Genomic DNA, 17,913 nt, shown 5'->3' on the forward strand with positions numbered 1-17,913 from the left:
CGAGGCTGTCGCCGGAGGAAATCTCGTCGTCTGCCGGCTCACGATGGAGGATGAAATGAGCGAACGACAAGTTCAAAGCATAGGCCCTGTTCAACGACGAGCACTCTTTAGCAGCTTTATCGGCTGGATGTTCGATGGCTTTGAAACCAGTACCCTGATTTTGGTGGGCGGCGTTGCCGCTATGTCACTGCTGGGTAATCCAACACCCGAAGAAATTAGGGTAGCGGTTGGTATCGCCATCGGCGCTACTCTTTTGGGGTGGGCCGCCGGCGGCACGATCGGGAGCATCATGGCAGACCGTATCGGCCGCAAGAAGATGCTGATGATATCGATCGTCGGCTACTCTGCGCTGACGGCGCTGACCGCGTTCAGCCCTACATGGACGATACTGATCGCTCTGCGCTTTCTGACGGGCATGTTTCTGGGATCTGAGTGGAGCACCGGAACCGCACTTGTGGCTGAAACCTGGCCGGATCGATCACGCGCCAAAGCCCTTGGCATAATGCAATCCGGCTATGGTTTTGGGTTTTTCCTCGCCGCCGGCCTGTGGCTGTGGATCCAGCCACATTGGGGACCGGACGCATGGCGCTTGATGTTCGTCATTGGCGTGCTGCCCGCATTTCTTCTGTTGTACATCCGCCGGAAGGTTCCTGAGTCGAAGCTTTGGTTGGAGGCAGTTCGTGAGCAGGGGTCTGGTGAAACCATATCAGCAAAACGCGAATCCGGCCTGATTAGGCTCTTTGGCGACCCAGAAGGACTGAAGCGCGCAGTTGCTACCTTGGTAATGGCAGCTGTGACCGTATCTGTATTCTACGGGATATCGGCGCTTATCGGCCCCTACATCGGTGCTCTCGCGGCAAAGGAAGGACTGACTGCAAGTTCATGGGCATCCATTAGTGCGCTGGTGTACAATGGCGGATCCATAGTCGGCTACATATGCGCAGGCTTCATCGCCGATCGCATCGGTCGCAAGCCTTACATGCTTAGCATGTTTGGTGGCGCAATCTGTGCAGGCGTGATCCAAGCCTTTGTGCCCGAAACGCTGACATGGTCGTTGGTCTCGGTCTTTATTCTCGGAATGTTTACGCTTGGCGTCTTTTCCTGGATGCCGATCTATCTGCCCGAACTCTTCAAGACGAAAATCCGGTCAACCGCTTCAGGCATCGTCTTCAATCTCGCACGGTTGGTCTCGTTCCCGTTGCCGATCCTGACAGCTTTCCTGTTTTCGACCTTGGGCGGCTTTCACATGACAGTCCTCGCTATGACCCTTCTCTATGTTCTGGCGATCTTCGCGCTCTGGTTCTTGCCGGAAACCCGCGGCAAGCCCCTTCCTAACTGATCACACTAAATTCCAATAAGGAGACGTATTATGAACCTCGAAATCGAAGGTAAGGTAGCGATCGTGACCGGAGCAAGTGCCGGGATCGGCTTTGCCGTTGCGGAAGAACTTTTCACCAATGGCGCGCGCGTGCTGGTTGTCGCGAGAGATGAGGGGCGGCTGGAGGACGCCGCCAATAAGCTCGCGTCGGCGGCCACTGGCCGTGCCGGCGACGTCGTCGCCCTCGCCGCAGACGTCTCGAAGCCGGAAGCAGCTCAGCTCATCGTCGATCGTGCTATCGAGGCATTCGGCAGGCTCGATATTCTGGTCAACAATGCCGGCCGCGCTCACGCCGGCGGGCTCATGACCTCGACAGATAAAGACTGGGAAGAGATGACCGGCGTCAAGCTGACCTCCATGAGGCGGCTTTGCAAAACTGCGGTTCCTCATATGCAGAAGGGCAGATGGGGCCGCATCGTCAATATGTCCTCTATAGGGGGTATCTACCCCAACCCCAAGCTTTTTGTCTCTCACGTTCTGAGCGGAGCCATTAATAACCTGACGAAATCGCTCGCCCTGGAGGTCGCAAAAGACGGCATCCTCGTGAACGCGATCGGAATTGGCGCGGTGGCAACCGACAACTGGGCGAATAACATGGTACCGGCTGTCCGTCGCTCGCGCGCAGAATTTGCGGATCTGTCGGATGACGAAGTGATCGCGCGCATCTCAGCCGAATGCACTCCGGTTGGCCGAGCTGGCTCGGCTCGCGAAATCGCTGCCATTGCAGCATTCTTGAGCTCCAACAGAAACGGCTTCGTGACTGGCGACACAATCGAGGCGTCCGGCGGCGCTGACCGCTTCATGTAGCATTTCCGACCCCGGTCGTCGCTTATCTGAGCTCGCAGGCGCCCGGTAGCTCAATCATCTCTTCGTGCCCGGCCGCCCTTCAGCCGGGCACGCACGAGGCCATTCCACATCACTATTTATTTTTTGGAGTTTCTACGATGAGCAAAATCACTGTCACTGCTGATGAAGCTTTTGCGTATCATCGCGAACCCAGTCCTGGAAAATACCAAATCGTTGCTTCCAAGCCGTTGCTGACACCACGTGACTTGTCGCTCGCCTACAGCCCAGGCGTAGCGCATCCGGTTCATGCCATCGCAAAATGCCCTGACGCTGCATACGACTATACCGTCAAAGGAAACATGGTCGCCGTCATCTCAAACGGTACGGCAATTCTAGGTCTCGGTAATCTCGGCGCCCTTGCTTCCAAACCTGTGATGGAAGGCAAAGCTGCCCTTTTCAAACTCTTCGCGGATATCAATGCCATCGATATCGAACTGGACTCGGAAAAGGTCGAAGAGCTGGTCAAGGCGATCCGCTTGATGCAGCCGACCTTCGGGGGTATTAACCTGGAGGATATCAAGGCTCCTGAATGTTTCCTGATCGAGGAGCAACTAAAGGAAATAATGGACATCCCGGTTTTCCACGACGACCAACATGGAACGGCTGTTATTTGTGCCGCCGGTTTGATCAATGCGCTGATGCTCGCGGGCAAAACAATCGACAACGCTAAAATCGTGCTCAACGGTGCGGGTGCGGCCGGAATTGCATGCTTGAAGCTTTTGCATGCAATGGGTGCTTGTCCGAACAATACCATTCTGTGCGACACACAGGGCACTGTCTGGTCCGGTCGGGAAAATGGTATGAACCGCTGGAAGTCCGAACTGGCGGTCGATACATCCGCAAGAACATTGGCCGAAGCGCTTGTCGGCGCCGACGTATTTATTGGGGTATCGGTCAAGGGCGCACTGACGAAACAGATGGTGGGCACCATGGGCAATGACCCAATTATCTTTGCCTTAGCAAATCCAGACCCCGAGATCACCCCAGAGGCAGCTCTTGAGGCTCGCAGCGATGCGATCATCGCAACCGGGCGATCCGACTATCCCAACCAGGTGAACAATGTGCTTTGCTTCCCCTACATCTTCCGGGGAGCGCTTGATGTGAAAGCAAAAGAAATTAACGACAAAATGAAGATCGCGTGTGCGGTTGCTCTTGCTCACCTTGCACGCGCGGCGGTTCCGGAGAGTGTCAAGCGCCTACACGGCAAAGATCTCTCGTTCGGTAGAGACTATATCATTCCATCGCCATTCGATCCCCGGTTGCTGAGTGAACTCGCCCCAGCCGTTGTGCGCGCAGCTGTTGAAACGGGCACATCGCGAATTGCATTAGACTTTTATCAGTACAAGAATACGCTAAAACTTCGCATACCAGTCCCCGTTGAGCTACTCGAGAGTTAGAGCATTCTGTTGTTTAGTTTCAATGGCCCAATTTTCCACGACCATGATTGGGAAGGCTCTGTCGCGAATTTTATTCGATATGTTTGGTGCGGTGCATGGCTTACGTTCACCAGCTGAAAATGCTTAATACAGGGTATGACAGAACCTAGACCTGAACAAATTGAACAACTCACAATCACTTTCGAGCAATTTACTCGTCGCTTCAAGGTGGCCGAAGCTGCAGCCGCGGCAGAAAACGCTCTTAACGCTCTCGACGTCCAAGCCCTTCTGTTTGTCAGTGAGCATCCTGAATGTAGCCTGGGCGATGTCGCTCAAAATCTCCATGTTGCACTGACGACAATGTCGTCTTCTGCCGACCGCCTCGTCCGCCGGGAAATGATCAAACGACTGCGGCACGAGGCTAATCGGCGTTCGGTCGCTCTAACGATTACGTCGAAGGGGCAAGCGGCAGTCACAGGCTATATGGATGGGTATAGGGATGCCTGCCGGGCGATGCTGGAGGCGCTCGATTCCACCGAGCGGGTCGAGTTTCTGCGTCTTACACAGAAAATTCGATTATACGATCTTTGAATAATACGAATATCGTAGTATTCCTCTGACATCGAAACGATCAGGGATACCGCAATGTCTGAAATAAAATCCGCGCTCATTACTGGAGCCAACAAGGGCATTGGTCTCTCCATCGCACGTCAGTTGGGCATGAACGGCCACTCAGTCTGGCTGGGATGCCGAGACATCTCGAGGGGTGACGCGGCAGCGCGTGAACTGCGCAAAGAGGGCATCATCGCCAGCGCTGTGCAGCTCGATGTGACGGATGACACAAGCGTTGACAACGCCGCCAGAACCATCGAAAACGAGATTGGCAGCCTTGACGTACTGATAAACAATGCTGGTCTCATGTTCGGCCAACCTCCGTCTCTCGCTGAGGAACCGCTCGACGAGATCAGGCAAATGTTCGAGACCAACGTATTTGGCGTATTGCGCGTTACTCAGACCTTCCTGCCGTTGTTGCGCAAATCGAAGTCGCCCCGGATCGTGATGATGAGCAGCGGCCTCAGCTCGCTCACCGATGCTTTGGACCTCCAGAGCGAAACCTGGGCTGTCGGATTTGGTGGATACTGTGCTTCAAAGACTGCGCTCAATATGCTGACTGTCAAACTCGCAAAGGAGCTGGAACACGAGGGGATTAAAGTGAACGCTGCGGACCCTGGCCTGACATCCACTGACATGACCCGGAACGGCCCGGGTCATTCGCCCGAAGAAGGTGCTCGCCCGGCAATCGCACTTGCGACGATCCAAGCATTCGGTCCCTCGGCGGGTTTTTACGCTTGTTCCTCGTCGGGGGAACTTGTACTGAAGAACTGGTAACTGACGATAGTCGTGACAGCGAAACGCGTCGGTGCATTTTCCATTTGTGGATCCGTTTCGTGGCCGCAGATCCATTCGGAATCGAGAGGGGACAATCACGCCTCGGCTTACTCCAAAAGAGATGGATGATTGCAGGCGCAGGCGAGATTAATCTTATGATGACCGCTGAGTCCGAACGGTGAGTTTATGTCCGTCCGGACGCTCCGTGGGCGGCTCTCGAATGCTGTGCCGCCATAGGCGGTTCCGGTCCCATGCCATGCTAGAGCATGATCGCGGCTCGCTGCAGCGATACCAATCGTTCCACCATTTGCTACGGTCGCCGGTTTGCAATCGATCGGTTTCGTGATCATCAGCCGACCACCCTCGTGAGCATAGATCAGCCGGCCTCTGTGTCCGTCTCGCTGGCTGTCCCTCCCAATGCAACGAAGATGGCGTCGTAAAAGCTTCTACTGCCGATCATGCCGTGAGCGAACATCTCTCGACTCCTGTGAAATACCTTTACAGTCTCGGTCCTGCCTCCCGTGCCTAGCCATGGGGCAACCTCCAAAATTTAGGATTAAGTTAAACTTCGTTGCCCATTTGCCACCCTCACAGAATCGGTTCCACAGGCTCGATTTGTCCCAAGCTTTAGGGATATTTTCCCCCATCAAATATGTCTCAGACAGCGAGGAACCCCCGGTGGGTTGCTCGATTGTGGAACGGCTTTGGCGGGAATGAACCAACTGCCTCAACTATCAAGTGATGCGCTGATTGCCAGTCGGGAACGTAACCCTGTCGGCAAAACGCTGCGCCGTCTGGTCTCAAGTTCAAAAGCGCAGTTCCGGTGACGGAATCCGGAGATCAATCCATACATCTTCCGGATCGAGACTCGTAACACCATCATCTCACGCTATCATGACGTTGCTATGGCCATGGGCCAAGGCTGAATGGAGAGCCGTATGCGCTGAAAGGTGCACGTACGGTTTGGGGAGGAGAAGCGCAATTGCGCTTCTCACGCCACTAAAGGTGAAAGGAAAATGGACGGATCTTTACCGGGCTGTTGATCGTGATGGCCAAACTCTTGATTTTATGCTTTCCGAGCGCCGAAACCTGGGTGCTGCAAGACGTTTCTTTAGAAAAGCTATCGTAATCAATGGCATTCCGAACAAGATTGTCATTGATAAAAGTGGAGCCAATTTGGCCGGGCTTCAGTTAGTGAACACGACCCTGAAATTTACCGGTACCGGCGAGATCATTGAACAAGATCACAGGTTTATCAAACGGGTCACCCGGCCGATGATGGGCTACAAAGCATTCCATTCCGCCACAGCAACTATTGCAGGAATCGAAGTGGCTCACATGATCCGCAAGAAACAATTCGCCAACGACAATCAATCGCCATTTCAAGTCTTTGCGGAACTCGCAGCATAGATGTGTCCAGAGATAAGCACACATCTATCCTACTGGAAACTTTGCAACACAGCCAAAGTAAATCCGCGATGTACGACACAATCAAATCGTCCAGCCACCATCGATGTTGTATGCTTGTCCCGTGGTATAGCTTGCGCTGGCAAGATAAACAGCGAGATCAGCAATTTCTTGCGGTTGCCCAATTCGGCCAATTGGTTGTCTCGCGATAAAGGCGGCGCGGGCTGCTTCAAAATCGCGTTGGTCACGAAGCCGCTGTTGCAAGGATGGACTTTCAACCGTGCCTGGGCATATCGCATTGCAACGGATGCCAGCTGAGACAAAATCTGCTGCAGCAGATTTTGTCAGGCCGATGACCGCTGCTTTTGTCAGACCATAGGCAAAGCGGTTCGGCACACCTTTTACGCTCGATGCAACAGAAGACATATTGATGACAGCTCCATCCTTACGGGCAAGCATTCCCGGTAGAACAGCACGTATCGTGCGGATCATTGATCGAACATTAAGATCAATCGCTGCCTCAAGATCATCGTCATGCATCTCAAGAATTGAGCCGCTATGAACACAACCCGCACAATTAAACAAAACATCAACACTGCCGATCTGGCTTACGAGCGACGAAATATCGACATCGCTCAAAACGTTAAGTTTTCGGGTTAAAATACGCCCGTCATGCTCAACGTGCTTAAGAGCCTCCACGTTGATATCAGTCGCATATACCGTTGCGCCAGCAGCAGCAAATGCGATAGTACTTGCATGTCCTATGCCTTGCGCGGCTGCGGTAATGAGAACGGTTTTTCCGTTAAGGTTGTTTGACACGTCGATATCCCAATCAGTGTTCTATGTGATAACGAATATCTCAATAAGTTGTCCTGCCACCACTGAGATCGAATGTGGCAGCGGTGGTGTATGAGTTTTCTTCCGACAACATCCAGACAACCATGGACGCAACTTCGTTGAGTTCAACAAAGCGGTCCCGTGGAATACGCACTCGCATATATTCAATGAATTCTGGCGTTAATCCGTCGAGTATGGGCGTCTTGGCCGTGGTCGGCGTGATGCAATTCACCGCAATGCCCGTTTTTGCCAGCTCTTTTCCGAGCGATTTTGTCAGGCCAATCACACCTGCTTTTGCGGCACTATAAGCAGCCAGATTGGGGTTTCCCTCTTTGCCCGCAACCGACGCAATATTGACGATGCGCCCATAATTGTTCTCAGACATCAAAGGGACAATCGCGCGACAGCAATTGAATGTACCACTCAGATTAACTGCGACTACTTTGTTCCACTCGTGCAGATCATAATCAACCAGCGGCTTAACTGGTCCTGTAATACCCGCACTGTTGACCAGTCCTTCCACAGTTGAAAACGCTTTATGAGTCCGCGCTGTCGCCTTCGCAACGCTCTCCGCGTCCGCCACGTCAACACCAAAGGCGATGCATTCAGGGGAAAGTTTGCTGGCGGCCTTTTCAGCCTCAGCAACATTCAAATCCCAAATCGCGACAGCAGCCCCCGACTGCACCAATCGATCCGCAATCGCATAGCCAATCCCTTGCGCGCCACCCGTTATGATGACGCGCTTCCCGTTCATATCAATCTGGTTCATTGCTATTCCCTAAACCTGAATCACACATTCAGGCCGCAGCGGTGACTTGGTTCTGGACACCCAATCCCTCGATCTCCACGCGCATCGTGTCACCGGCCTTCAAGTAACGTGGAGGCTTCATGCCCATTCCAACGCCGGGAGGTGTCCCGGTCGTGATGACATCGCCCGGCTCCAGCTTCATGAATTGGGAAATGTAGGAAACAATGAAAGGCACTTTGAAAACCATGGTGCTGGTCGAGCCATTTTGAACACGCTCACCATTGATGTCGAGCGTCATCGCGAGTGCATCAACATCAGCAATCTCGTCCGGTGTCACCAGCCATGGCCCCAAGGGACCGAATGTCGGGCAGCCCTTGCCTTTCATCCAGTTGCCTCCGCGCTCAAGCTGATACGACCGCTCCGAGACATCGTTGCAGATACAATAACCAGCAATGTAATCGGCAGCTTCATCTTCAGTTACATAGGATGCGGCTTTACCAATCACGATTGCAAGTTCCACTTCCCAATCTGTCTTCTGCGATCCACGCGGGACAAGCACAGTATCATTTGGGCCAACAATGCAGGAGGGTGCCTTATTAAACAAAACCGGCTCTTCCGGCACAGCCATTCCACTCTCCGCCGCATGGTCTGCGTAGTTGAGACCAACAGCGATGAAATTGCCAACGCCAGTAACGCATGAGCCCAGTCGCGCCCCCTCTGGGACCAGAGGCAAATTCTGAACGTCAATGCCCGCGAGCTTCGTTCCGATTGTCGGAAGTTCCTTGCCGGAAATATCGCTTAGAACAGACGAAAGATCGCGAATGGAGCCTTTCTCATCAACTATACCTGGCTTTTCAGAACCAGCTTCTCCAAACCTCACAAGTTTCATTTCTCTCTCCCTATCGTATCAAAAGATTTGTTATTCTGCTTGGCAGCCTACCCACCCACCAGGTAGAATGCGATTTCAGTTGCTCGTCAAAGCAGCCCCCGCCCCGCCAGATTTCGCATCAAGTGTGACGCGCCAAAAACCCACGGCGAGCATTGCGTTGAGAGCCTTACTCTATTGCGCAACGTGCCCAGTTTACTGTTGGAAATCGATACCACATCACCAACATGATGGGTGAACCCCTGCCCTTGCTCACCCCGATCTTCCATTGGAGCAAACAGTGTTCCCATGAACAAAATCAAACCGTCAGGATATTGATGATGCGCGCCGATAGTCTGTTCGACGAGTTCGAGCGGGTCGCGGCTGATCTCTTTCATTGAGCTATGCCCACGAAGCATAAAACCGTCATCGCCCTCAACGCTCAGTGTCAATTCGGCCGAGCGAACATCATCAAGATCATACGTCTCATCAAACAAACGCAGCAACGGGCCAACTGCACATGAGGCATTGTTGTCTTTCGCCTTACCCAATAACAGCGCTGACCGCCCTTCTATGTCGCGAAGGTTCACGTCATTCCCCAGGGTTGCTCCTACAATCCGCCCCTGACTGTTGACCGCAAGAACCACTTCGGGTTCTGGGTTGTTCCACTTGGACGCTGGATGCAGGCCTACGTCAGCGCAGTGCCCTACGGAGGATAAAACCTGCGCTTTCGAGAATACCTCGGCATCTGGTCCAATACCTACTTCGAGATATTGAGACCATACGCCCTCATCAATCAGAGCCGTCTTGACCTGCTCTGCCGCAACCGAACCCGCTTTAAGGTCACGCAAGCTTTCCCCAATAACGGAAGCAATGCGGCCGCGAATGCGCGATGCCAATTCCGGATTGCCAGCGGCACGTTCCTCAATCACACGCTCCACCATCGAACGAGCAAATGTAACCCCGCAAGCCTTCACAGCTTGAAGATCAATGGGTGCAAGCAGATGGACACGCCCATCAAACCCATCAGTGAGAAGGTTTGAAATATCGGAAATTGGTTCGCCCATGGATTGAGCGACATAGGCTGCCGGATCTCCCATTTCTAAAAGATCGCGCATTGTTGGTACAACAGTGCTTGTGATGTCGAGCACCTGACCGTTGCGTATAGCCACAACGGATGGCCCCTGAACATCCTCACGCCAAACACGCCCGACAAATGTTCCGCTGTCTAAAAAGTCCTGAGCAGACATAGATTTCTTTCAGAGCTAAGTCAGTCTAAGAGATGGAAAACGTGCCAAATGGCTGCCTTCAACGCTTAACGCTGGACAAATTTTGCAAGTCGACTGACCCCGTCCATAAGGCGGGTGTCATCAGAAACTGCATGGCACCAACGCAACCATCCATTGCCCTCTGGCCCAAAGGCTGACCCCGGTGCGAGGCCAAGCCCGGCTTCCGAAACAAGCCGCTTTGCTATTTCAACAGAGTCTGACTGTCCTGCAATGCGGAAGAACACATACATGGCTCCGCCAGCTTCAGGGACATCGACGCCGGGGATATCAAGCAAACCGGACACGAGGAGATTACGCGTTCGTGCCAATCGAGAGCGAAGATTGGCAATCTCCGTTTCGCCCTGCTGAAGTGCGACCGTGGCCGCGCGCTGGATCGGCTCGAAAACACAAGAGAAGTTATATTCGATCAACTTCGCCAGATCGTCAGCCATCGTAACCGGTGCCGTTATCCAACCAGCACGCCAACCAGTCATCGACCAGGCTTTGGAGAAACTATTTACCGATATAAACCGTTCATCAGCATTCATATGCCGCAGAAAACTTGGAGCAGAGCGAACAGCCGGATCGTAGATCAAGCGCTCGTAAACCTCATCAGCAACCACCCAAATTCCCATCCTTCTGCAATGCGCCGTGATTGCCTCGATTTGCTCTTCCGTAATCGTCCATCCTGTCGGATTGTTGGGCGAATTCACGATTAGCATTTTCGTGTCTGGCGTTAGTGCAGACAACAAACGATCAAGATCAAGCGACCATTTTCCGCCGCTTACATTCAATGATACGCGCTCGACATAAGCACCCGCAATACGCGGAATTTCCGTAATATTGGGCCAAAGCGGTGTGATGGCCACGACCCGATCACCCGGAGACAGCATCAATTGCGATACGACACCAAGACCCGTGACGCCAGAGCCAACCACACTAATGCGATCCGTCTCAATTTTGCGTCCATGAAGGTCAGTTATATATTCGGCAATCGCCTTGCGCAAATAAGGGCGACCGAGATTTTGAGCATAAAAAGTCTCGCCTGCTGAAAGCGACTTCATCGCCGCATCTCGTATAAACGCTGCTGTCGGTTGGTCGGTTTCGCCAAACCAGAATGGAAGAACATCTTCCCGACCCATGGCACTATTGGCCACTTCTCTGATTTGTGAGCTGGAAAGCGAGCGGACTGCGTCACGCGCTTGCGTTGGGAACATTTGTTTCTGCAACATTAGTTGTCCTTTCTTGTATCAGGACAGAAAACACTCAGGCATGGACGATCGAGTTCAGGAAGAACCGGGCACGCTCGGTCTGCGGGTTATCGAAGAAGGCATCGGGTGCATTCTGTTCAATGATCTCGCCTTTTTCCATGAAGATGATGCGGTCCGAGATACGGCGCGCAAATGACATTTCATGGGTCACAACCAGCATTGTCACGCCAGTGCGCGCAAGGCTCTGGATCACGTCAAGAACTTCCCCAACCATTTCAGGATCAAGTGCCGATGTTGGTTCATCAAACAGCAACACTTCCGGTTCCATAGCCAATGCGCGTGCGATTGCGACACGTTGCTGCTGTCCGCCGGACAACTGATCTGGGTATTTGTTAACATGCTCGCTCAAGCCAACGCGTTGCAGGAGCTGGTGCGCTTTTTCTTCGGCCTCCGCCCAACTGCGGCCACGCACCCGAACAGGCGCAATAGCGACATTGCGCAAGGCGGTCATATGCGGAAACAGATTGAACTGCTGAAAGACCATTCCGACTTCAGCGCGAACTTTTTCGAGCTCTTTGCCTTCACGAACTGGAACACCATCAACGACAATCGAGCCAGATGTAAACGTCTCAAGAAGATTGATACACCTGATGAGCGTTGATTTACCCGAGCCGGATGAACCAATGACTCCAATAACCTCCCCTCGGCGTACCGAGAGGTTCACATTCTTCAATGCATGGAATTTTCCGTAGTATTTTTCCAGAGTCGAGATTTCGATCAGCGTCTCAGACCTCTGCGCGTTCGGATTTTCGTTACTCATTATGTTCTTCCTCCCACGCAACCGCTATCGGCGCTTTTTTTGCCGCTGCTCAAGCATACTGACAACGCGAACCATCGGGATCAGCATCAATAGGTAGAGAATGGCAGCACCAACAAGCGGTGAGGGATTTGCATAGTAAGCCTGTGCCTGTGTTGCCTGTTTAAGCAAATCGGGCAGCGCTACAACCGAGGCGAGTGCGGTGTCTTTTATCAGACCAACCGCGACACCCGTTACCGGCGGAATAACAAGGCGCATCGCCTGTGGCAAAACGATATCCACCATCAACCGTGCCCAGGAAAACCCCAGCGCATGTGCTGCTTCAAACTGCCCACGAGGAACTGCTTCAATACCAGCTCGGAAGGTTTCAGCCATATATGCTGACGCAACCAGCGAAATTGCTGTTGTCGCAGCCCAGAAAGCAGACAGCCGAAGTCCGACAAAAGGAAGCGCATAATAGACGAGGACGAGCAACACCAACAACGGAATCGCACGAAAAACATCGATGTAAGCGATCGCAAAAATCCGCATGGGTTTCGGTGCATACATCCGGATTAGCACCAGCACGAGCCCAAGAATCACTGATGCAATCAAGCTCGTTATACCCAGCAACGCTGTTAATCCGAAGCCCTGCAACATCAGCGGGGCGGCGTTCTTGAGAACCTCAAAGTTCAGAAACGTTGAGTAAAAATCCATAGGCGAGACCAACTATCCCAATAGTGGAAGACGAGTTATCCGTCGGGCAAAATTGCCGGAGATTTCTCCGGCAACTTACTGATCAAAAGGCGATCATTTACCGGGGATTGGACGCACTTCAACAGTGCTCGAATCTTTGGCGGGTGCGGTGCCGAACCATTTTTCATGAATGCGGGCAATTTCACCGTCTTTCTTGAGCTTGCTGATCACTGCATCGAGTTCTGGAAGCAGCGGGCTGTCTTTCGCCAACATAATCGCGAACTGTTCGTTCGTTGGGATCGTGTCAACAATCGCATATTGCGGCTTGTCTTTGATGTAATATGCGTCGATTGGGCAATCATGGACAAAGGCTGCCACGCGTCCGGTCGCGATATCGAGCATAGGCTCGCTCACACCATCATAGCGATTGATTTCGGTAATGCGGTATTTGTCTTTGTTTTCTGTCGCCCACATCTCGCCGGTCGTTCCGGTGACAACAGCCAGCACTTTGCCATTCAAATCTTTGAGGCTTTTTACATCGCCGTTTGAACTCGTTGTGAGGCAGGCGTCCGCGTCGTAATGAGGTTGGGTGAAAGCCACTGACTCCAGACGTTTATCTGTAATCGTAACCGTACCAATCGCAATATCAGCGCGGCCGGATTGCACCGTCGCGAAAATGCTGTTGAATGGCATCTGAGTATAATTGATCTTCTTTCCGGTTCGCTCACCAATGAGGTTAACCAGATCAACCTCAAAACCAACGAGATTACCGGAGCCATCTTCAAACTCAAATGGCACATTGGCCGCGACCGAAGCCACGTTCAGGTCGCTTGCATGTGCTGCACCCGCGAACATCGAAATGACACTGGCAAATAGAATTGCACGCTTAATCATGTTTGGAACCTCCCGTTTCCTACAACAGCCTTGAGTACTGCTGGCAAACGGGTACACTGACGTAATTCGCGCTGGTATCACCCCTAGGGGGGACAGAACATCGGCGGGCAGTGAGCATAAATATAATGATGAAAATGCAGCACAGTGGCACGAACAAAACCCAAGATTCTGTAGTCGCTGAAATGATCTCTGCGATCGACAATCCAGAATATCCACGCATTGCAATGAGAGCACTCAACCGCCTGGTTCAGGCGGATGCGTCAGCGATGTACGTCTATTCAGGTGATGAGTTAGTTTACATTCTCGACGACGACATCGGGCATCTGGTGGATAGCCGATTCCTCGATAGCTACCGCAAGACAACCTATCGTCTCAACCCATTCTATCAACACCATCGGATTGGCATCGAGAGTGGTGCTTACACGATGGGGCAACTGGCACGCAGCCAGTCCTTCAGAAAGCCGATCGCTGAATTCACCGGTATTGAAATCGATGATGCTGAGGAAATCGGCTATCGTACGCATGGTTTTCCCAAGCGCTGTTCAGAACTTGCTATTGCTGTAAAATTATCACCGCTGCAAACAGTGCAGATCGCTCTTTACCGCTCTGGCTATAATGCGTTTCAGACGCATGAACTCTCAACGCTTAAAGGGCTGAACCAGACATTCAGCGCACTTTACAGCCGATTTTGGCAGTATCACCAACTGAGCCATGTCAGCGATGACAATATATTGCAAAGTGCGCTTCATGGATTGTCTCGCGGCGAGCTTTCGAACCGTGAACAGGAAGTGCTTCTACTTGATTTGAATGGCAGTGATGCGCGCCAAATCGCTAGAAAGCTTAATATCTCAGAAGAGACAGTAAAAACCCATCGCAAACGGGCTTTCATTAAACTCGGCTTGAACACCAAGTCACAGTTATTTCAAACCATCTTGCGTAGAATTATAAGCAGGCGACATATAGACTGAATAACTTCCATGAAATATTATTCTATCACGATTTTAGAATGAAATTTATAGAAGCTATAAACTTTCTTTACAAAGACTGAACGTTAGGTCGGCTTTGATATTCAGCGTAATGCGCTGAAAGGTCCCACAAACCATACAGTCAAATTATTGATTGAATGAGAATTTATGAACAAAACTCCTCGTTCTCAGCAGATGCATTGCTGTTGCGAGCGAATTGGCAACCCGCTGATCCCAGGCACAAAGTTCGAAGCCTAGCTGGCAGGAATAATGTCTGGTTTCTGTGCGCCATGAAGTACGCGGAGGATACAAACCGCCGATTGCGTTACGTCATAAGCCGCTACGTATGGGGTACCGTTTATCACCAGTTCCCGCGTCTCGGCAATTCTGCCAACACGGCCACTCGCCGGAAAATCAACCAAGCGACGAGCAGCCGCGGCGATTCGTTCTTCGACCATTGATTGCAGACGAGGGATTATCCGCCTCGATAATGGTGAGGATGGCGTCTCGATCTGATAACGCAAACGCCGACCAGGTGAGGTTCACGATTTGCGCGCCGCTGCTTTAAGGCGCGCTGCCGTTCGCCGTTTCTCGAAATGAGCCATGACTTCATCATCCGGGACGGATGGTCGCGTGTCGTTCAGCGCTTCAAGAATCTTGCTGCGGAACCAAGCATCATGCGTTTCGCAACCTGATATAAGTTCGAGCGGTAATGCCTCCTCGTTCGCCGTCCGGATGAGTGAGATACGAACTCCGTTCGATACCGTAAGTCCCATACTTTCAAGCACCGCAGCGGCACGACCTCGAACTTGAGTATCAATGCGAGTTTGAACGAGTGCGTTCGAAGCCATAGGCATCTCCAACTGAAAGAACAATCGTAATGCATATGAATTACACAGTCAGTAAAAGATTTCCGTGCGCGCCAGGCTGCTGCGTTCTTCGCGTTTGAAGGATATGAACCATTCCCCTGTCATTGGGCGATGTGTTGATTACCAATCAACACGATGATGATCGCCACTAAGCCAGACGCGCACCGATGGCCTTGAACCTGCTCACACAATTTGAAAGGTGTCGCAGCTTGGACACAGCTTAAAAACTGGAGTTATTCCGAACGTGTTATGGACCTGAATATGTCAATGGCAAATTGATGAGATGAGCCGAAACGCACGGAATTGACTTGAGCCACATCCAGGCCGGAAAGCCGCAACAGAATGCCTATGTCGAGCGCTACAACCGCACCGTCCTGAATGGCTCGACCAATACATCTTTGAAGGCTGTGTCGCAAATTTTCCGCTGGCTAAAGGCGGCCTTATCTCCGGATGCAATTATGCTGCGAGTTCAGCAAAGACTTGGAATGGGGAGCGGTTGCCATTTGCGAATTGCTTCTTGCGGATCATGTGCGCGACTTCAATATCCGCAATGGTGGCTGAGGCTGAATGAAATGCTTTGAAGCCTAACATGGGTTTGGTGATCCGCTCAATGAACCGATGATCCTGCTCAAGTATATTGTTTAGATATTTGAGCAGGATTTCAATCACTTTACCGATCTCGGTGATTTTCAGGATGTTGTTTGCAGCTTGCGCTCCGGCCAGATTGGCCCCGCTTTTATCAATGACAGTCTTCTTCGGAACACCATTGCTTGCTATGGTTTTTTGAAGAAACGCCGTGCAGCGCCGATATTTCGGCGTTCGGAGAGCATGAAGTCAAGAGTTTGGCCATCACGATCAACAGCCCGGTATAGATAAGTCCATTTTCCTTTGACCTTTAAGTAGGTTTTATCAACACGCCACGAGGCAAGTGTTGGACGTTTACGTTTTTGTGCGTGCTCTGCTATCTACGGCGCATAACGAACCACCCACGGTTCAATGTTGCATGGTCAACGTCTACACTAGGTTCAGCCATAACTTCCTGCAGATCGCGATAGGAACCGGGATAGCGGACATAGAAGAAAACGGCATAGAGGATGGCGCCTTTAGGAAAGTGGATCCCTTTGAAATCAACAGCCATCCGCGTTGTCTTCATTCAATTATGCTCAATGTCCATGAGTAGGAGAACATAAGTAAATTTTTTGCGACAAAACCCGCGAGATGAAGTGCCGCAAATACCCAGAACCTGATTGCCGCCTTCACGCAACCCGACGCAACCAAGCGCCAGTCTTGAACGGACACTTAATGCAACGGGTAACGGTGCCGAGATGGGTTTAGCCTCGTTCTGACTTGAGATTGGGACGAAGGTTTAGCTGTCGGCTTGTCCCAGGCGTGTGTCCGGTGACGCGCTTGAAGGCGCGGCTGAAAGCAGCCTGAGACGTATAGCCGAGCCTGCGCGCGACAGTATCGATCGCCAGCCTGTCTCGGGTCAGCCATTGACTGGCAAGCCGCATCCGAAGTTCCGCAGCGTAACGCAGGGGCGGGATGCCGATCGTGGATTGAAAACGCCCCGCAAAGACCGACCGGGAAATATTGCATTCCGCCGCCAGATTTTCCACTGTCCACTCACGGCCGGGGTGTCGATGCAACGCCAGTATGGCGCGCGCCAGACGGGGATCGCGCAAGGCAGCCACAAGGCCGGAAGTGTTGTCGCAGCCGCATTCGACCCAGCCCCGAACGATCATGGCAGCCATCACCTCGGCCAGTCGAGAGAGTATGCCTGCAAACCCGATCCGGCCCGAGCAGATTTCATTCTTCATGCTGGTAAAAATCGGCGCTAGCCCGGGATAACGGCCATTATGGGCATCGGCGAACATGAAGAGCGGCATCAGCGGACCAAGAGCCTGCATCCCGCCAAGATCGAATTCCATGCAACCGTAAAACAGTATGGCGCTTGGTATCGTGCTGGCGCTAGGACAAGTGTCCACCCCACTGACAGTGTCGCCAAGGGCTGCTGTGGCAAAGCTGTCGATAGGCTGCACAGAGACGCCATTGTCCGACAGAAACGCATGCTCCTCGCCTTGAGGGACGAGAACTGCGCTGCCTGCCGATAGCGTGTGCACAGTGCCGTCCGCGCTCCGCAAGAGCGCTTTTCCAACGGCGAGGTAGTGGAAATAGGCATGGCCGGGTCTTGCATGAAAACTCATACCGAATTCCGGCCCGGTCTGGATGCGACGATATTGAACGCCGCGCAGGCGCATCCCGGAGAGCAACTCACTTACGAGGTCGGAGGATAGCGCGAACGAATCTTGCAAGGCCATGTCAGGAGTTTCTATCAATAATTCAGGTCTATAGATCATAGATCGTCCTG

15 protein-coding genes and 6 pseudogenes are annotated in these 17,913 nt (G+C 52.4%); 8 read left to right on the top strand and 13 right to left on the bottom strand.

Translation table 11 applies throughout. The features are described 5' to 3' along the window. The first annotated feature begins 55 nt into the window (after window positions 1-55). From CES85_RS23915 to CES85_RS23935, 5 genes and pseudogenes are all read left to right on the top strand, one after another. Window positions 56-1,339 (top strand): MFS transporter, encoded by a 1,284-nt coding sequence (locus CES85_RS23915; RefSeq protein ID WP_157743501.1) that lies wholly within the window; start codon window positions 56-58, stop codon window positions 1,337-1,339. Between the two features lie 30 nt (window positions 1,340-1,369). Continuing rightward, window positions 1,370-2,185 (top strand): SDR family NAD(P)-dependent oxidoreductase, encoded by an 816-nt coding sequence (locus CES85_RS23920; RefSeq protein WP_095448324.1) that lies wholly within the window; start codon window positions 1,370-1,372, stop codon window positions 2,183-2,185. Window positions 2,186-2,322: 137 nt separating this feature from the next. Continuing rightward, window positions 2,323-3,615: pseudogene (locus CES85_RS23925) on the top strand (malic enzyme-like NAD(P)-binding protein); the annotation flags it as partial. 141 nt (window positions 3,616-3,756) lie between these two features. Beyond that, window positions 3,757-4,191, top strand: coding sequence for a MarR family winged helix-turn-helix transcriptional regulator (locus tag CES85_RS23930; protein ID WP_095448326.1), 435 nt, complete (start codon window positions 3,757-3,759; stop codon window positions 4,189-4,191). A 54-nt stretch (window positions 4,192-4,245) separates the two neighbouring features. Beyond that, window positions 4,246-4,989: an SDR family oxidoreductase gene (locus CES85_RS23935; RefSeq protein WP_095448327.1), complete on the top strand. Its 744-nt coding sequence runs from the start codon at window positions 4,246-4,248 to the stop codon at window positions 4,987-4,989. A gap of 153 nt (window positions 4,990-5,142) precedes the next feature. Here CES85_RS23935 and CES85_RS27945 read toward each other — a convergent pair. Then, window positions 5,143-5,464: pseudogene (locus CES85_RS27945) on the bottom strand (VOC family protein). Window positions 5,465-5,982: 518 nt separating this feature from the next. On the opposite strand from CES85_RS27945, the pseudogene CES85_RS23950 reads away from it, so the two are divergent. Beyond that, window positions 5,983-6,399: pseudogene (locus tag CES85_RS23950) on the top strand (IS6 family transposase); the annotation flags it as partial. A gap of 81 nt (window positions 6,400-6,480) precedes the next feature. Here the strand turns inward: CES85_RS23950 and CES85_RS23955 are convergent. From CES85_RS23955 to CES85_RS23990, 8 genes are all read right to left on the bottom strand, one after another. After that, a complete protein-coding gene (locus tag CES85_RS23955; RefSeq protein WP_095448328.1) occupies window positions 6,481-7,215 on the bottom strand; it encodes an SDR family oxidoreductase in 735 nt (244 codons plus the stop codon). A 40-nt stretch (window positions 7,216-7,255) separates the two neighbouring features. Then, entirely contained in the window at window positions 7,256-8,002 is a 747-nt protein-coding gene (locus CES85_RS23960) for an SDR family NAD(P)-dependent oxidoreductase (RefSeq protein WP_095448329.1), read from the bottom strand. A gap of 28 nt (window positions 8,003-8,030) precedes the next feature. Further along, entirely contained in the window at window positions 8,031-8,870 is an 840-nt protein-coding gene (locus CES85_RS23965; protein ID WP_095448330.1) for a fumarylacetoacetate hydrolase family protein, read from the bottom strand. Between the two features lie 86 nt (window positions 8,871-8,956). After that, a complete protein-coding gene (locus CES85_RS23970) occupies window positions 8,957-10,096 on the bottom strand; it encodes a fumarylacetoacetate hydrolase family protein (RefSeq protein ID WP_095448331.1) in 1,140 nt (379 codons plus the stop codon). A 65-nt stretch (window positions 10,097-10,161) separates the two neighbouring features. Next, complete coding sequence (locus CES85_RS23975) at window positions 10,162-11,346, bottom strand: pyridoxal phosphate-dependent aminotransferase (protein WP_095448332.1); 1,185 nt, start codon at window positions 11,344-11,346, stop codon at window positions 10,162-10,164. A 34-nt stretch (window positions 11,347-11,380) separates the two neighbouring features. Continuing rightward, window positions 11,381-12,145 carry an amino acid ABC transporter ATP-binding protein gene (locus tag CES85_RS23980; protein WP_095448333.1) on the bottom strand — a complete coding sequence of 255 codons (765 nt, stop codon included), beginning with the start codon at window positions 12,143-12,145 and terminating at the stop codon, window positions 11,381-11,383. 24 nt (window positions 12,146-12,169) lie between these two features. Continuing rightward, window positions 12,170-12,838, bottom strand: coding sequence for an amino acid ABC transporter permease (locus tag CES85_RS23985; RefSeq protein ID WP_095448334.1), 669 nt, complete (start codon window positions 12,836-12,838; stop codon window positions 12,170-12,172). Between the two features lie 93 nt (window positions 12,839-12,931). Further along, complete coding sequence (locus CES85_RS23990) at window positions 12,932-13,711, bottom strand: ABC transporter substrate-binding protein (protein ID WP_095448335.1); 780 nt, start codon at window positions 13,709-13,711, stop codon at window positions 12,932-12,934. A gap of 125 nt (window positions 13,712-13,836) precedes the next feature. Between CES85_RS23990 and CES85_RS23995 the strand changes: the two genes are divergently transcribed. Further along, a complete protein-coding gene (locus CES85_RS23995; RefSeq protein WP_095448336.1) occupies window positions 13,837-14,679 on the top strand; it encodes a helix-turn-helix transcriptional regulator in 843 nt (280 codons plus the stop codon). A 251-nt stretch (window positions 14,680-14,930) separates the two neighbouring features. Here CES85_RS23995 and CES85_RS24000 read toward each other — a convergent pair. Beyond that, window positions 14,931-15,222 (bottom strand): annotated as a pseudogene (locus CES85_RS24000) (type II toxin-antitoxin system RelE/ParE family toxin). Then, window positions 15,219-15,527, bottom strand: a complete 309-nt coding sequence (locus CES85_RS24005; protein ID WP_095448337.1) for a type II toxin-antitoxin system RelB/DinJ family antitoxin — start codon at window positions 15,525-15,527, stop codon at window positions 15,219-15,221. The pseudogene CES85_RS24000 and the gene CES85_RS24005 overlap by 4 nt, the downstream one beginning before the upstream one ends. Window positions 15,528-15,796: 269 nt before the next feature. Between CES85_RS24005 and CES85_RS24010 the strand changes: the two are divergent. After that, window positions 15,797-15,948, top strand: a pseudogene (locus CES85_RS24010) (integrase core domain-containing protein); the annotation flags it as partial. Between the two features lie 53 nt (window positions 15,949-16,001). Here the strand turns inward: CES85_RS24010 and CES85_RS24015 are convergent. Both CES85_RS24015 and CES85_RS24020 read right to left on the bottom strand, forming a co-directional pair. Beyond that, window positions 16,002-16,683: pseudogene (locus CES85_RS24015) on the bottom strand (IS6 family transposase). A gap of 193 nt (window positions 16,684-16,876) precedes the next feature. Continuing rightward, window positions 16,877-17,863, bottom strand: a complete 987-nt coding sequence (locus CES85_RS24020) for a cupin domain-containing protein (protein ID WP_404904649.1) — start codon at window positions 17,861-17,863, stop codon at window positions 16,877-16,879. Window positions 17,864-17,913: the final 50 nt, after the last annotated feature.

It is taken from the genome of Ochrobactrum quorumnocens, from assembly GCF_002278035.1.
Classification (GTDB): domain Bacteria; phylum Pseudomonadota; class Alphaproteobacteria; order Rhizobiales; family Rhizobiaceae; genus Brucella; species Brucella quorumnocens.

Coding starts and splice junctions, on each gene's coding strand:
- CES85_RS24005 (WP_095448337.1), bottom strand. CDS start 15,527: ATGGCTTCGAACGCACTCGTTCAAACTCGCATTGATACTCAAGTTCGA.
- CES85_RS23975 (WP_095448332.1), bottom strand. CDS start 11,346: ATGTTGCAGAAACAAATGTTCCCAACGCAAGCGCGTGACGCAGTCCGC.
- CES85_RS23920 (WP_095448324.1), top strand. CDS start 1,370: ATGAACCTCGAAATCGAAGGTAAGGTAGCGATCGTGACCGGAGCAAGT.
- CES85_RS23915 (WP_157743501.1), top strand. CDS start 56: ATGAGCGAACGACAAGTTCAAAGCATAGGCCCTGTTCAACGACGAGCA.
- CES85_RS23935 (WP_095448327.1), top strand. CDS start 4,246: ATGTCTGAAATAAAATCCGCGCTCATTACTGGAGCCAACAAGGGCATT.
- CES85_RS23965 (WP_095448330.1), bottom strand. CDS start 8,870: ATGAAACTTGTGAGGTTTGGAGAAGCTGGTTCTGAAAAGCCAGGTATA.
- CES85_RS23930 (WP_095448326.1), top strand. CDS start 3,757: ATGACAGAACCTAGACCTGAACAAATTGAACAACTCACAATCACTTTC.
- CES85_RS23980 (WP_095448333.1), bottom strand. CDS start 12,145: ATGAGTAACGAAAATCCGAACGCGCAGAGGTCTGAGACGCTGATCGAA.
- CES85_RS23995 (WP_095448336.1), top strand. CDS start 13,837: ATGATGAAAATGCAGCACAGTGGCACGAACAAAACCCAAGATTCTGTA.
- CES85_RS23990 (WP_095448335.1), bottom strand. CDS start 13,711: ATGATTAAGCGTGCAATTCTATTTGCCAGTGTCATTTCGATGTTCGCG.
- CES85_RS23960 (WP_095448329.1), bottom strand. CDS start 8,002: ATGAACCAGATTGATATGAACGGGAAGCGCGTCATCATAACGGGTGGC.
- CES85_RS23970 (WP_095448331.1), bottom strand. CDS start 10,096: ATGTCTGCTCAGGACTTTTTAGACAGCGGAACATTTGTCGGGCGTGTT.
- CES85_RS24020 (WP_404904649.1), bottom strand. CDS start 17,863: ATGGCCTTGCAAGATTCGTTCGCGCTATCCTCCGACCTCGTAAGTGAG.
- CES85_RS23985 (WP_095448334.1), bottom strand. CDS start 12,838: ATGGATTTTTACTCAACGTTTCTGAACTTTGAGGTTCTCAAGAACGCC.